The organism is Ligilactobacillus ceti DSM 22408, from assembly GCF_000423245.1.
GTDB lineage: Bacteria > Bacillota > Bacilli > Lactobacillales > Lactobacillaceae > Ligilactobacillus > Ligilactobacillus ceti.
The window spans coordinates 1-14,970 of the sequence record NZ_KE383993.1; the positions used below are offsets into that span (position 1 = coordinate 1).

The 14,970-nt window shown below is 30.8% G+C and carries 19 protein-coding genes; all 19 read left to right on the forward strand.

Features of this window, described 5'->3' with window-relative positions; translation table 11 throughout:
- Positions 1-779 precede the first annotated feature (779 nt).
- Positions 780-953 carry a hypothetical protein gene (locus tag G540_RS07395; protein WP_155885132.1) on the forward strand — a complete coding sequence of 58 codons (174 nt, stop codon included), beginning with the start codon at positions 780-782 and terminating at the stop codon, positions 951-953.
- A gap of 9 nt (positions 954-962) precedes the next feature.
- Positions 963-1,166 carry a helix-turn-helix transcriptional regulator gene (locus G540_RS0102880; RefSeq protein WP_027106800.1) on the forward strand — a complete coding sequence of 68 codons (204 nt, stop codon included), beginning with the start codon at positions 963-965 and terminating at the stop codon, positions 1,164-1,166.
- Positions 1,166-1,627 carry a hypothetical protein gene (locus G540_RS0102885; RefSeq protein ID WP_027106801.1) on the forward strand — a complete coding sequence of 154 codons (462 nt, stop codon included), beginning with the start codon at positions 1,166-1,168 and terminating at the stop codon, positions 1,625-1,627. The genes G540_RS0102880 and G540_RS0102885 overlap by 1 nt, the downstream gene beginning before the upstream one ends.
- A 266-nt stretch (positions 1,628-1,893) precedes the next feature.
- Positions 1,894-2,766 (forward strand): glucose-1-phosphate thymidylyltransferase RfbA, encoded by an 873-nt coding sequence (rfbA, locus tag G540_RS0102890; protein WP_027106802.1) that lies wholly within the window; start codon positions 1,894-1,896, stop codon positions 2,764-2,766.
- 17 nt (positions 2,767-2,783) lie between these two features.
- Positions 2,784-3,794: a dTDP-glucose 4,6-dehydratase gene (gene rfbB, locus G540_RS0102895; RefSeq protein WP_027106803.1), complete on the forward strand. Its 1,011-nt coding sequence runs from the start codon at positions 2,784-2,786 to the stop codon at positions 3,792-3,794.
- Positions 3,795-3,818: 24 nt separating this feature from the next.
- Positions 3,819-4,184 carry a hypothetical protein gene (locus tag G540_RS07235; RefSeq protein WP_051188939.1) on the forward strand — a complete coding sequence of 122 codons (366 nt, stop codon included), beginning with the start codon at positions 3,819-3,821 and terminating at the stop codon, positions 4,182-4,184.
- Between the two features lie 27 nt (positions 4,185-4,211).
- Positions 4,212-4,823 carry a sugar transferase gene (locus G540_RS06945; protein ID WP_051188940.1) on the forward strand — a complete coding sequence of 204 codons (612 nt, stop codon included), beginning with the start codon at positions 4,212-4,214 and terminating at the stop codon, positions 4,821-4,823.
- 33 nt (positions 4,824-4,856) lie between these two features.
- Complete coding sequence (gene pssD, locus G540_RS0102905) at positions 4,857-5,342, forward strand: PssD/Cps14F family polysaccharide biosynthesis glycosyltransferase (RefSeq protein WP_027106804.1); 486 nt, start codon at positions 4,857-4,859, stop codon at positions 5,340-5,342.
- A complete protein-coding gene (locus G540_RS0102910; protein WP_027106805.1) occupies positions 5,342-5,824 on the forward strand; it encodes a glycosyltransferase in 483 nt (160 codons plus the stop codon). Before pssD ends, G540_RS0102910 begins: the two co-directional genes overlap by 1 nt.
- A 15-nt stretch (positions 5,825-5,839) precedes the next feature.
- Positions 5,840-6,508: a Rossmann-fold NAD(P)-binding domain-containing protein gene (locus G540_RS06950; RefSeq protein WP_051188941.1), complete on the forward strand. Its 669-nt coding sequence runs from the start codon at positions 5,840-5,842 to the stop codon at positions 6,506-6,508.
- A 20-nt stretch (positions 6,509-6,528) separates the two neighbouring features.
- On the forward strand, positions 6,529-7,257 hold the full coding sequence (locus G540_RS0102920; protein ID WP_027106806.1) for a CpsB/CapC family capsule biosynthesis tyrosine phosphatase: 729 nt from the start codon (positions 6,529-6,531) through the stop codon (positions 7,255-7,257).
- A gap of 4 nt (positions 7,258-7,261) precedes the next feature.
- The gene (locus tag G540_RS0102925; RefSeq protein WP_027106807.1) at positions 7,262-7,954 is read left to right on the forward strand and encodes a YveK family protein; all 693 of its coding nucleotides are present in this window, start codon (positions 7,262-7,264) and stop codon (positions 7,952-7,954) included.
- A gap of 8 nt (positions 7,955-7,962) precedes the next feature.
- Positions 7,963-8,631 carry a polysaccharide biosynthesis tyrosine autokinase gene (locus G540_RS0102930; protein ID WP_027106808.1) on the forward strand — a complete coding sequence of 223 codons (669 nt, stop codon included), beginning with the start codon at positions 7,963-7,965 and terminating at the stop codon, positions 8,629-8,631.
- A gap of 20 nt (positions 8,632-8,651) precedes the next feature.
- On the forward strand, positions 8,652-9,410 hold the full coding sequence (locus G540_RS0102935) for a glycosyltransferase family 32 protein (RefSeq protein WP_027106809.1): 759 nt from the start codon (positions 8,652-8,654) through the stop codon (positions 9,408-9,410).
- 96 nt (positions 9,411-9,506) lie between these two features.
- Positions 9,507-10,526 carry a hypothetical protein gene (locus G540_RS0102940; protein WP_152973841.1) on the forward strand — a complete coding sequence of 340 codons (1,020 nt, stop codon included), beginning with the start codon at positions 9,507-9,509 and terminating at the stop codon, positions 10,524-10,526.
- Complete coding sequence (locus tag G540_RS0102945) at positions 10,523-11,389, forward strand: glycosyltransferase family A protein (RefSeq protein ID WP_027106811.1); 867 nt, start codon at positions 10,523-10,525, stop codon at positions 11,387-11,389. The genes G540_RS0102940 and G540_RS0102945 overlap by 4 nt, the downstream gene beginning before the upstream one ends.
- A 74-nt stretch (positions 11,390-11,463) precedes the next feature.
- On the forward strand, positions 11,464-12,441 hold the full coding sequence (locus G540_RS06955) for a glycosyltransferase family 2 protein (protein WP_235807551.1): 978 nt from the start codon (positions 11,464-11,466) through the stop codon (positions 12,439-12,441).
- A gap of 25 nt (positions 12,442-12,466) precedes the next feature.
- Positions 12,467-13,567 (forward strand): glycosyltransferase family 4 protein, encoded by a 1,101-nt coding sequence (locus G540_RS0102955; protein ID WP_081653532.1) that lies wholly within the window; start codon positions 12,467-12,469, stop codon positions 13,565-13,567.
- Positions 13,557-14,966, forward strand: a complete 1,410-nt coding sequence (locus G540_RS0102960) for an LCP family protein (protein ID WP_027106813.1) — start codon at positions 13,557-13,559, stop codon at positions 14,964-14,966. The genes G540_RS0102955 and G540_RS0102960 overlap by 11 nt, the downstream gene beginning before the upstream one ends.
- Positions 14,967-14,970: the final 4 nt, after the last annotated feature.

Sequence of the window (14,970 nt, forward strand, 5' to 3'; positions counted from 1 at the left end):
CTCAAATTGAACAAGTTATGTTAGAAGCATTTGAAGAAGAACTAAACAGACGAGAAAAAGAAGCAACTGAAGATTGATAAACTAGGAAATGGACACAGAGGGGATTTCTTCTGTGCCTATTTCATTATGTAGAATTGAATAAAAATTTCGTGATACCTATTTGATACCAAAAACTTTAAAACTATAAAACAATAGATATAACACTTATAAAAATAGTAACAAAAATGTATATAAAAATAAAATATAGTGTCATATATTGATAGCTAGGTGTCGAATGGGAATAGACATTAACAAAAATACTACTGCTTAGAAACTTAGTGAAATAAAGGTTTTGAGCGTTATATATTTTTATAAAAAATTAGGAAGCTTAGTAAGTGTAAACTTATTAGCTTCCTTTTTTTATTGTATATTTATATTTGTTTAAAAGATTATTTTTTCTTTTTTTGATTTATCGACTAATTTTTTTCGAGTTTCCATATTATCTCTTATTTGAATAGCAGCGATATATTCAGTACTATTAATATATAGTAAAAACTTTTACTAATAGTGATGTAAAAGCACATAGATTTTAGTTTTAAAAACTAGATTTATGTGCTTTTTTGCGTTTTATTCATTTTTTAAGTGCTATTTTTTATTTTGTAGCTTCTTCCTGTGTTATGAAATCATTTTATTTTTATAGCGAAATGTAAAGTGAACTTGACTTTTGGGTTTTATAGCTATATTATGAAAGTAAAGCGAGCTTTACTTTTGCGGGATTAGAAAGGTAGGAGGTAAATATAATGTTAGATAAAAATATAACGTTTTTTGGAATGCTTTTTTTAGTAATTGGTATGATTATAATGAGATATAATGAAAAAATGAGTTTTTGTAGTGATTTTGTCATTGGGATTATATTTGGACTTGCAATAGGTTTTTTAATTTTGAGTATTATATTGAGTAGAAAAAGAATTTAGAGGTTGATTATGAAGAATAAAATTAAAGAGTTGAGGCGATTGAATAATATGACACAAGCGGACTTAGCTGATTTAGTCGATACTACAAGACAAACAATAATATCTATTGAAAATGGTAAATATACTGCATCGCTGCCTTTGGCATATAAAATTGCAAAAGTGTTTAATTTACAAATAGAAGATGTATTTGATTTCAGTGAGGTGGTGTCATGATGGTTAAAATTAAAGTCGAATTAGGAAAGATGATAAAACTTTATATGTTATTACTAGTGATGATACCTTGTATCATGTTGGGTATGAGAATATTTTTTATAGGTAATATACTTCCTGGATTAAAAGAGGATTTTATTTCTAATGCTGTTGAAGGCTTTTTTATAGGATTTAATATAAGTTTAATGATATTGCTATTTATTAAAATTATGAAAATAAAAATAGCAATAAAAAATGATGAAATGATGAAGAAATATTATACATTTATGAACGATGAGAGGAGAGTGTTAATTAAAACTAAGAGTGGAATCCCGCTAAATATTGTTAATGCATATGTGATTGTTTTAGCATCACATCTATTTCAAGGTATCAATATTTATATAAGTGTTACTTGTTTAATTATAGCTGTTTTAATGATATTTCAAATGATTATATTAAAGTTTTATTATATGAAAACAATGTAAAGTATATTTATAGTATTACGATTGATAGTATAAAAACTAAAATTTAATTATGCTTTTGCAACACGGCACTCATTATGATGGGTGCCGTGTTTTTTAGCTAAAAATTTCGCTTTTATAAGAAAAAAGTTAATGTATATATAAATGGTTGTATGCAATGTATATTCCTTGACTATTAATGATAACAACGACTAAAATGTAAATAGTACTCTTAAACAAACGAAAATATCGATAAATATAAATAAAAAAATAAATAGAAAGGCTTGGCTATGAAAGGAATTATTTTAGCTGGTGGCAGTGGTACCCGACTTTATCCGACCACTAAAGTTATTTCAAAACAATTAATACCCGTTTATGATAAACCGATGATTTATTATTCTTTTTCAACATTAATGTTGGCGGGGATTAGAGAAGTTTTGCTTATCACAACTGAAAAAGATTTACCCGCTTATCAGGAACTATTTGGTGATGGTTCATGGTTGGGGATGGATATCAGTTATTGTGTTCAGTCGGAACCAAGAGGTGTTGCAGAAGCTTTTATCTTAGGCGAGAAATTTATAGGCAATGATTCTGTATGTCTTGTTTTAGGAGATAATTTACTTTGTGGTAATCAAGTTACTGAAATGTTACAAACAGGTACCAAAATTGAAAAAGGTGCCTTGATTTATGGTTACTATGTCAATGACCCTAAAGAATTTGGTGTGATTGAATTTGACGAAAATAAAAAAGTGATTTCTATTGAAGAAAAACCACAAGACCCTAAATCAAATTATGCAATTCCAGGAATTTATTTTTATGATAATCAAGTCGTTACATATGCTAAAAATTTACAACCATCTTCTCGTGGTGAATTAGAGATTAGTGATTTGAATCAACAATATTTAGCTGCAGGAGATTTACAAGTAGAGTTGTTAGGCCGGGGAATTGCCTGGTTAGATACTGGAACTTGTGAAGGTCTGTTAGAGGCTACAAGTTTCATTTATACCATCCAAAAAAGAACCGGTTTGTATTTAGCTTGTTTGGAAGAAATTGCGTATAAACAAGGTTATATTACACGCGAAGAATTATTAGATTTAGCGCAACCACTGTGTAAAACGGACTATGGTCGCTATTTATTAACTGTGGCACAAGATGAATTTTAAAAAGAAAGTTAGATAGTATGAAGAATATTTTAGTTACAGGTGGCGCCGGATTTATTGGATCTAATTTCATTAAAATGTTAGTTCGCAAGGGAAGGTATCATATTGTGAATTTAGATGCTTTAACATACGCAGGTCATTTAGAAAATTTAACTAGTATTGAGAATAATTCTCGTTACACCTTTGTGAAAGGTAATATTTGTGATCAAAATTTAGTAAATAAAATTTTTACGCAATATAAAATTGATACAGTAGTTAATTTCGCTGCTGAAAGTCATGTCGATAATAGCGTTTTGAATCCGGGAATCTTTTTACAAACGAATGTGATGGGTACAGAGGTTTTATTACAGGCGGCGCAACAAGCCTGGAAATTCGAACCAACAAATCCGCATTCGAAAGAATATTATCCTAATGTGAAATTCTTACAAGTGTCGACAGACGAAGTGTATGGTTCTTTGGGAGCTGAAGGATTTTTTACGGAGAAAACACCTTTACAACCTAACAGTCCGTATTCAGCGTCGAAAGCAGCGGCTGATTTATTAGTTCGTTCGTATTTTCAAACGTATGGATTACCAATGAATATTACACGTTGTTCTAATAATTATGGGCCTTATCAATATCCTGAAAAATTAATTCCATTAATGATTAATAATGCTTTGCAACAAAAGCAATTACCAATTTATGGAGATGGGCAACAAATTAGAGATTGGTTGTATGTCAGTGATCATTGTGAGGCAATCTATACAGTGTTAACTAAAGGCAAAAATGGTGAAATTTACAATATTGGCGGAAATAATGAGAAGTCTAATTTAGAAATTGTACATTTGATTTTGACAGAATTAGGACAAAATACGTCTTTAATCGAACATGTGATTGATCGTCCGGGGCATGATCGCCGGTATGCGATTGATAATCACAAAATTACAACGGAATTAAACTGGCAACCAAAAATTTCGTTTGAACAAGGTATTAAACAAACCATTAATTGGTATCAAGAAAATCGATTATGGTTAGAACAAGTTCAAAAATAACTAAACAATGAAAGGAGGATAATGATGACAAAAATATTTAATGAAAAATTTGTATATATACCTTCATTTGTTGATAAAAATCATTTTATAGGATTATTACCTCAAGCTACTAAAAATATTGCTAAATTTAATTTTGAACATGATAGTGACTATCAATTTGAAGAAAAAGTTTTATATAACAAAACTGAATTACGTGATTATTTAGCGTGCAATCAAGTGGATAAGATTTATGGTTGTTTAGATAGTGATAATTTAACTGAAGTCCTAGAATTAGTTGAGGCTTTAGGGATTGAAACAGAAATTAAAATTAAAAATATCGATCAAGCTACCGAACAAAAACTTTTCGAATTAGTCCGGAATAACCGCAGAATGAAAGTTAAAAGAACATAACATGGCCTTGTATTAAGAATTGTGCGGATGTGTTATGTTAAACAAGTCATGAAACGTGGTGCAGATATTGTTGGTTCTTTATTTGGGATGATTTTATTTATGATTACATATATTTTGGTGTATCCAATTATCAAGATTCAGTCACCCGGACCAATTTTATTTAAGCAAAAGCGAGTTGGCAAAAACGGAAAAATTTTTAATTTATATAAATTCCGTAGTATGCATGTTGGTTCAGAACAAGCTTTGGAAGCTTTAAAAATTAAAAATCAATATAATAATGAATACATGTTTAAAATTCAAAATGATCCCCGGATCTATCCTTTTGGTCGATTTATGCGGAAATATTCTTTAGATGAACTTCCGCAATTTTGGAATGTTTTAAAAGGTGATATGTCATTAGTGGGGACACGTCCGCCGATTGTTTCGGAATACGAAAAATATGAATTGCAATATTTTAAACGTTTAACTATTAAACCTGGGATTACAGGTATTTGGCAAGTGACGGGACGAAATCGTTTTTTAGATTTTGAAGATGTGATTAAAATGGATGTTAGTTATATTAATAACATGAGTTTTTTACTAGATGTAAAAATATTATGTAAAACAATTGCAGTCGTTATTCGTAAAGAAGGTCACTAAAAAAGAAAAATTAGATTTGAAGGAGGAAAAAGTTTGAAGAAACGGCGAAAAACAGTAACTGCTCAAAATGTTAAAGTTGCTTTAGTCGGTTCTAGTGGGGGGCATTTAGCACATTTAGTTTTATTGCAACCTTATTGGGAAGATAAAGAACGTTTCTGGGTAACTTTTGATAAACAAGATGCACGCAGTATTTTAAAAAATGAAAAAATGTATGCAGCTTATTTTCCAACTAATCGTAATCTAGTTAATCTTTTACGTAATACGATCGTTGCTTGGCGTGTTTTACGGCAAGAAAAACCTGATTTAATTATTTCTTCAGGTGCTGCAGTAGCAGTTCCCTTTTTCTATGTGGGAAAATTATTGGGAATGAAGACGGTGTTTATAGAAGTGTTTGATCGAACAGATCGAAAAACTTTAACCGGGCGCTTAGTATACCCAATTACTGATGTTTTTATTGTCCAACATGATTCGATGAAAAAAGTTTATCCAAAAGCGATTAATTTGGGGAGTATTTATTAATGATATTTTTAACAGTGGGTACACATGAACAACAATTTAATCGATTATTAAAAGCTGTCGATGAATTGAAAGGTAAAGGTGTGATTCAAGAAGAAGTTATTATGCAGACGGGATATAGTGATTATCAACCTCGTTATTGTCAAGCACAAGCCTTTATACCGTATGATGATTTGGTAGCATTAATCAAAAAAGCTCGCTTAACTATTACGCATGGGGGGCCATCTAGCTTTTTATTACCATTATCATTTAAAAAGCAAGTCTTAGTTGTGCCACGACAAAAAGAATATGGTGAGCATATCAATAATCATCAAGTGGAATTTATTGAGTATTTAAATCAGCATAATTTAGTAATTCCATATTTAAAAGATATTTCGCAATTAGAACACTATTTAAATCAAGCGACACCCGTTGCAGTTTATCCCTTTAATAATCAGCAATTTAATCAGGCGTTTAAAAAAGAAGTCGATCAACTTTTTGATTAAAGGAGAATAGGAGCTATGATTATTGGTAATGGCATGATGGCACATGCTTTTTATGATACACCGCATGAAGATTTAGTGATTTTTGCTTCGGGAGTATCCAATTCAAAAGAAACTAAGTTCACAGAATATCAACGTGAACTTGATTTGTTGCAAGCAACGATCAAAAAGTATCCAGAGAAGAAATTGCTTTATTTTTCAACTGCTAGTATTTATGATCAAACTAAAAGTACTAGTGCTTATGTACAATTTAAATTAAAAGTTGAACAATTAATTCAAACTACTTGTCAGCATTATTTGGTTTTTCGAGTAGGCAATGTTTTTGCGCACACAGGAAATCCTGCTAATATGTTGAATTATTTTAAAGCAAGTTTACAAACACAACAAAAAATTAACTTACAAAAGAAAACACAACGCGTTATGATTGATATTGATGATTTAGTTTTATTTGTAATGCAACAAGCTAATTTACAAGATAATCAAGTGCTGGATTGTTACTATCCATATAAATATGAAGTTGGACAAATTTATCTAGCATTATCAGCTGCTTTGCAAAAAGAACCACAATATCAACTTTCCAACCAAACAGCATATTATCCACAACCAATCCCTGAGTATTTAAAGGGATTTTTTATCATTAAAGATGCTGAAGTTTATTTGAATCAAACGATTAAAAAATATCTGTGAACAGATTGAAAGGATTAATTATGATTGACATTCATTCCCATATTTTATTTGCAGTTGATGACGGTGCTGTGGATTTAGCAGAGTCAATGGCTTTAATAGCTGATAGTTATCAACAAGGTGTGCGGACAATTATTGTAACTCCGCATAAAAGAAAAAATATGTTTGAAGCGACTAATACACAAATTTCTGAAAATTTTAGTGTGTTAAAACACGCTATTCAGCAGCAATATCCTGATTTAAAGCTTTATTTAGGGAATGAAATTTATTATACTTCAGATGTATTTACAAAATTAAAGCAAAAAAATTATTTTACGTTAGCTGAAACCAATTTTGTTTTAGTGGAATTTGCCTATGAAAGTACATATCAAGAAATTTATACGGCAATTCGTGAAATTTTATCATTGGGTTTACGTCCTGTGTTAGCACATGTTGAACGGTATGATGCTTTAGCTTTACATAAGGAACGTTTTTTTGAGTTACGTGAGTTAGGTTGTTTGATACAAATTAATGCCGCTAGTGTTTTACCAGCAAAATTGTTTAATGATCCATTGAAAGTTTTTAAAAAGCGGACACAATTTTGTTTGAAAGCAGATCTAGTCGATTTTGTGGCGAGTGATGTGCATCATTTAGATCAACGTAAAAATTATTTACAAGCAGCTTACCAACAAATTCAGAAAAAATACGGAACTCAAAGAGCACAAGATTTATTTGAAATGAATCAAAAGAAAATATTACTAGAAAGGGATTAATTGCATGAATAAAGATTGTAAAAGTGAATATGTTGAAATTAATATCAGCAAAATTTTACGTCAGATTTGGGCGAAAAAAATAGCAATCATTATCTTTACGGCTTTTATGACAGCGGGAGCATATTTGGTGAGTGCTTATGTTTTAACGCCCGTTTATCAAGCAACAACTAAAATGTATATTTTAACTCAACCAGATAATAAACAAGTTACAACACAAGACTTACAAGCCGGAAGTTATTTGATTGAAGATTATAAAGAAATAATTTTGTCGAATAATATTTTGGAAGATGTAATCGATCGCAAAGATTTAAAGCTGACACCACAAGAATTACGCAAGAAAATTAAGATTAATATTCCACCAAGCACACGAATTTTAACAATCGAAGTGAAAGATAAAGATCCACAACAAGCCAAAAACTTGGCTAATAGTGTACGTGAAGTAGGAATTGACAAAATTGAGGAAATAACTAAAACGCATGATATTACCGTTTTAGAAAAAGCCCAAGTTCCGCAAAAACCAATTGCACCCAAGGTTCATAAAATTACTTTATTAACACTAGGAATTAGTTTAGTAGTGTCGGTGGTCAGTGTCGGTCTGGCAGAATTATTTAATAATAAAGTTGTTGTACCAGAAGATATTGAAGATGAATTACAAGTACCATTTTTGGGGTATGTACCATTACACAAAAGAAAGTAGATAAAAATATGCATAAAGTTGATATTTTAAAAAATACGCAAGTTATTAATCCTGCGACGGAAGAATATTACAATAAAATCCGGACTAATATTCAATTTAGTTGTGTAGATGTGAAAACTATTTTAGTTACATCACATACGCAAAGCGAAGGCAAGAGTACGGTATCTTTAAATATTGCTCTTTCATTTGCGAAACTAGGTTTGAATGTTTTATATTTGGATGCTGATGTTCGTAAATCAGCTTTAACAAGTCGGTTTTATTTTGAAGACGGTGCTTTGGGATTAACAAATTATTTATCCGGTTTAAGTTCATTAGATGATATTTTATATCAAAGTGAATTGCCTAATTTAACTATTATTCCGGCAGGTAATTATTCACCAAATCCTACGGAATTATTAGAAAGTCATAAATTCCAACAATTATTAGCTAGTTTCAAAGAACAATATGATTATATTATTATCGATGCGGCTCCTATTGGCGTTGTAGTAGATGCTTTGATTTTAGCTAAACAAAGTGATGCTAGTTTATTAGTAGCAGGATCACAAATGGTTAAGAAAAATGAAGTTTTACGAACTGTTGAGCAATTAAACAATACACAGAGTCAATTTTTAGGTGTTATTTTGAATAAAGTCAATGTTAAGAAAAATCGTAGTTATGGTAATTATGGGAATTATTAAGAACTGAAAGGAGGCCACCGATGATTCCAAAGAAAATACATTATTGTTGGTTTGGTGGTCAACCTTTACCACAGAGTGTGGAAAAGTGTCTTAGCACTTGGCAAGAAAAATGTCCTGATTATGAAATTATTTTATGGAATGAAGATAATTATGATGTCCATCAAAATGTGTATATTAGTCAAGCTTATCAAGCAGGAAAATATGCGTTTGTGTCTGATTATGCACGGTTAGATATTATTGAACAGTATGGTGGAATTTATTTAGATACAGATGTGGAAGTTTTACGCGATTTAACCCCCTTATTGCAAAATAAATGTTATTTTGGTTGTGAATTATTAGGGGAAGTTTCGACGGGTGTTGGTTTTGGGGCAGAAGCTCATCATTGGTTTATCCAAGAAAATAAACAAGCTTATTTACAACGTGAATTTAAAATAACAGATCAGAAATATGATTTGACAACATGTGTTCAAATTACAACTGAACTATTAAAGAAATATGGAGTACAAAAGATTAATCAAGTACAAAAAATTCAAGATATCGTGATTTACCCACCGAGTTATTTTTGTCCATATAGTTTAATAACCCAAAAAACAAATATCCAACCAGAAACATATACAATTCATCATTATGATGCAACGTGGTATAGTCAAACAAAATGGAAAAGACAAATCCATATTGCTTTAATTCCTTATAAAATTAAATTACGTCATTTATTGAATCAGCTAGTAGGTGACGGGACATATGAACGACTTAAAAATAAAATTAAGAGAGGCAAATAAATGAGAGATTTAACTTGGAAAATAAACATTAAAAATAAATACACAACATTATATTTGATGTTTATTTTTTGCATCTCATTTTGTAAAAGTATTGGCATGGCATCAGAAAGCAGCATTTATCAAGTTGTTTTCGGAGGTGGTATGCTAATTGTTTTATTAAAAGTGCTTCATGAAAGATTTACGCGGCGGGAGTTAAGCTGGTTATTAATTTTTGGAGTAATCATTGTGATTAATGCTGTCATTACTCATAAAGTCACGTTGTTGTTTACATATGTGATTTTATTAGGTGTGAAAAATGTAGACTTATCCGCTGTGTTCAAAGTGATGTTAATAACGCGTATTTTGGGGATGGCGAGTGTTATTTTATTAACATGGATTGGTTTAATTGATGCGCGCAGTATTATGTTTTGGCGTAATAATAAAATGATTCTTCGGTCGGCGTTAGGGTATGATCACCCTAATTTATTACATACTTTATTTTTGGGATTAATTATTTTAATTATTTATTTTACATATCAAAAAATTAATATTTGGGGAATGGGAATATTATTTGCTTTGAATTATGGGTTATATCAATTTTCATATTCCAGAACGGGATTTTATTGTGTTAATTTATTATTAATTATCACGTTGTTAAGTAAGGTACGATGTATCCAGAAAGTGCTTTTTAAATTAGCTGTATATATTCAATTTATTTTAATGGCATTTACATTGTTGATTTGTACTGTTTTTTGGCCAACGAATTTTGTTCAACATCTGAATCAACTTTTAACAGGGCGAGTTTATTATAGTATGTTGCAATTTTATTATCGCATTCCTTTATTTGGGCGGAATTTTCAGGATGTTCATTTGAATTTTGATAATAGTTATTCGATGATTTTAACGATGTACGGCTTAATTATTACGGTGGTTTTTTTATACGGATATTATCGTGTTGCGCGTGAAGTCGAACGACAACAAAATATTGTATTATGTATTATTTTTATTATCTTATCAGTTGCTATGTTTTTAGAAAGTTACTTACCGAATACACTTTTGAATTTAACATTATTTTATATGGCGAAATATTTTTATCATGAAGATGTTGCGTTCGAAAACAGGAGGGCTGCCAGATGATTATTGTGACACCAACTTATAATCGTCGTCAAGAATTGCCAAATTTAGTAGCTTCGCTGGAAAAACAAACATGTCAAGATTTCACTTGGTTAGTAATCGATGATGGATCAACTGATGGAACAGCTGAATATTTAAAAGATTTACAAAAGAATAGCTTATTAGATATTGAATATTATTATCAGCCAAATCAAGGAAAAGCGATTGCTTATAATCAAGCTTTCCAACACATGCCAGTCGATGAAGTACATCTGGTAGTAGATAGTGATGATGAGTTATTACCAAATGCGGTGGCTACCTTTTATGAAGATTTGCAACAAATCCCGCAACAAATCGGATTAGTTTATCCTAAAACTATAGCAGGAGAGCCGACAAAATGGTTACCAAATAAAGTGCAGGCCGTTAATATTATGGATATTCGATTCAAATATGGTTTGAAAATTGAAACTTGTATCGTTCTTAAAAATCAATATATTGGTGATTTTCGTTTTCCGACTACAGAAGGTGAAACGTTTTGTAGTGAAGAGCTATTCTATAATGCCTTGATTAACAAAGGGACCTTTAAACCGTGTGCTACGGAAGTTTATCGTTATAAGTATTTAGCGGATGGTTTAACAAGTAATTTATTTACAATGCAAAAAAATAATCCGCACAACACGCGGTTATTATTTCAAGATCGTCAAAAATATGTGCAACAAAATTTAAAAGGTCCGCAACGATTTTTAGAATTAATCAAAGTTCGTTTGAATAAAATAGCGTTTAATTTAGTGCAGAAAGATGGTTCGGCGCTGAGCGAAGCCGATTTGAGGGATTGGTTGTTAATGCCAGCAGCGATCATTTTGAAACAAATTCGGTATCATAAGTAAGAAGTTAAGGTGAGCAGTGACGATTCAAACATAAGTTACTATTAAAACGATGAAGGAGAATTCAAGTGCAAGTAATGCCAAAGAAACCATTGATTAGTGTCATTATACCTGTGTATAAAGTTGAACAGTATTTAGATGAGTGCTTAATAAGTGTGCTTAATCAAACATATACTAATCTAGAAATTATTGTAATTAATGATGGTTCTCCAGATTCTTCGGGAGCAATCTGTCGAGCTTATGCTAAAAAAGATCCACGCATTCATTATTATCAGCAAGCTAATGCGGGACTTTCTAGTGCGCGTAATACGGGGATTGATAAAGCCCAAGGTGAATATTTAACGTTTATTGATTCTGATGATTATGTAGCAAAAGATTATGTTGAAAAATTATATCAAGCTGCCCAGCGACATCAGGCAGATATTGTAGTGGCACCGAATTATTTAGTTGAAAATCAAACAATGCAATCAATTGTGAATCATGTTAATCAGGAGTTAGTCTTAACACCAAAAGAAGCTATTTTGGCTCAAAATAATAACAAATTAATGGATTGTATTGTGTTTATTGTGGCGTGGAATAAATTATATCGGCGAGAAGTCTTTCAAACGGCACGGTTTAAAAAAGGTATTTGGCATGAAGATGAAGAGTTACTGTATAAATTATATTTAACAGTTGATAAGGTGGTTTATACCCCAGCTGTGGGATATTATTATCGAATTCATTCTAAAAGTATTATGCAAAGTGGTTTCTCTTTACGAAGATTAGATATTTTAGCGATTTATCATGAAAAGATCCAGATTTTAACACAAGCTAATATTGATACCACTGAAATTAAGTATCAATATTTGGTGAAATTAGCAGAGATTTTGTATCAATTACAAAAAAATAATTACGTTACAGAATATCAAAAATTAAAACACCAAACAAAAGACTTGAGTCAAAGATATTATCAGGAAATTGTGCATAAATTAGCATTGAAACGAAAAATCAAGTTACATTTAAGTTGGTATTTAAAATCTGTATTTTGGTGGGTAAATGAAAAAATTCAGCGTTAAAATTAAGAAAGAATAGGCGAAATTTATGAAGTTATTGTATGTGATTTATGATATATCGCAGTTAGGTGGCGTGGAGCGAGTTTTATTGCAAAAAGCGCTGTATTTAACACAAGAATATGGTTATGAGGTAACTATTTTATCGGAAAATCAAAGTAATGAAATCTTTTTTGATAATTATGATCTTAGTTCCATCAAATTTAAAAATATGAAATTAACTTGGTCAAAAAATAGCTTATTGCGTCAAATCCAAAAACTTCCAGCTTTTGCCCGTTTGAAAAAGTTCGTTAAACAAGAAGATTACGATATAGTGATTACAGTAGGAAGTTATTTTGATTCTTGGTTACCAAGTTTATCCTGTCCTGTTGTACGTGAGATTCATTGTGCTAAAATGTCATTTCAATATTCAAAATTTTCTAATTGGATGCAGCTACGAGCTTTGAGGAAGTATCAAAAGGTTGTGATTTTAACACAAGCTGATTTACCTAATTGGAATCTACCTAATATGTGTGTAATACCTAATCCATTACCTTTACCAATTAGAGAAAAAAATAATTATTCTGCAAAAAAAGTAATTTCATTAGGTCGTTTAACGCAACAAAAAGGTTATGACTTATTAATACCGATTTGGAAATCGTTAGTTCCATATTTTCCGGATTGGACTTTGGAAATATATGGTAGTGGTCGTGAACACGCAGCTTTACAACAACAGATTAACGCTGCTGGAATTAGTGATAGCTTCTTGTTAAAAGGTGTGGTGAAAAATCCGTCATCAGTGTATGAATCTGGGAGTATTTATGTTTTACCGTCACGGTATGAAGGCTTTCCATTAGTGATTTTAGAAGCGATGGCGAGCGGTTTGCCGGTCGTAGCGTATGATTGTTTAACGGGGCCACGAGAAATGATTACTGATCAAGTAGATGGTTATTTAGTTCCTTTTGGTCAGCAACAAGAATTCGCCAATTGTTTAGCGAAATTAATGGTCGATCAAGATTTAAGGTATAAGCTGGGACAACAAGCACAAATTAACAGTCAAAGATTTGACCCGGAAAAAGTTATGCCCATGTGGAAAAGTTTATTCACAGAATTAAAAACAAAAAACAAATTAGGAGGATCGAATGGGAAATAAAGTTATTAAAAATATTATTTATATTAGTATTGTTATTTTAGGGATTATTTTAATTGGATTAAATTATTTAATTTATAAAAATCAAATGTTAGCTTTTCATCATGCTAATGTGATTGTTAGTGTTGTTTCGGTTATATTAGTAGTTTTATTGTGGTTTATTAATGCTAAAAGTAAAAACAATTTTGGTTTATTGCTAATTATCATTGGTATTACTGGCATGGCCGGTTTAGGCTTATATAAAATGCATAATGTTGTGACAACATTTGAAAAAATGCAAAATGATGGTCAAAAAAGCGTCAATGTGGTGAAAGTAATTGTTTTAAAAAGTAGTTCATATTATAAAATAAGTGATTTAAAAGATAAAAAAGTTCAAGCATTAAATAGCGATCGGCAAGATATCAACAAAGTATTAACTGGTAAAAATAAATTAACATTACAATATCAAAAAGGACAAGTTGATTTATATCACAAATTAGACCATAAAGATGCGGCGGGGATTGTCTTAACGAGTAAGTCACAAGCTTTATTAAAAGATACTCCAGTCAAAGATAATAAATATCGTGTTATTTTTAAAGCCGATGTCGTCGATCATGTTAAAAAGGTGTTGAAAACTGTTAATAGTCCCAAGTTTAATGTCTATATTAGTGGATTGGATACATATGGACCGATATCTACAGTTTCTCGTTCTGATGTGAATATCTTAATGACTACTAACTTACAAACTGGGAAAATTTTATTAACTTCTACACCACGAGATGCTTATGTCAAAATCGCAGATGGTGGTCAAAATCAATATGATAAATTAACTCACGCAGGAATTTATGGTGTTCAAGCTTCAATGCATACACTGGAAAATCTTTATCAACAAAAGATTAATTATTTTGTGAAATTTAATTTTGAATCATTCACTAAATTAATTGCTTTAGTTGGTGGCGTTGATGTTTATAATAATCAAGAATTTGTTTCCTTACATTCTAAAATTCATTTCAAAAAAGGCAATATTCATTTGACTAGTGAGTCAGCTTTGCCTTTTGTACGGGAACGTTATGCTTTAGAAAATGGTGATCGTGATCGGGCACAGAATCAAGAAAAAGTGATTCGTGCTTTAATCGAAAAATTATCTCAATCAGATAATCTTTTAAAAGCTGATCAAATTTTTGCGCAAATTTCACCGTATATTCAGACCAATATTAGTTTGAAACAAGCGATGAAATGGATTAACTATCAAATCGAAAATCATCCTAAACTACAAGTAGAAACAACAGCGCTTCAAGGGACAGGAACTATGAATTTACCATCTTATGCAATGCCTAATAGTCGGTTATATATGGTCCAAGTTAATGAAAAAAGTTTACATGAAATTCAAAAAGAAATGAATGAAATTTTAGACAATAATTAAGTTT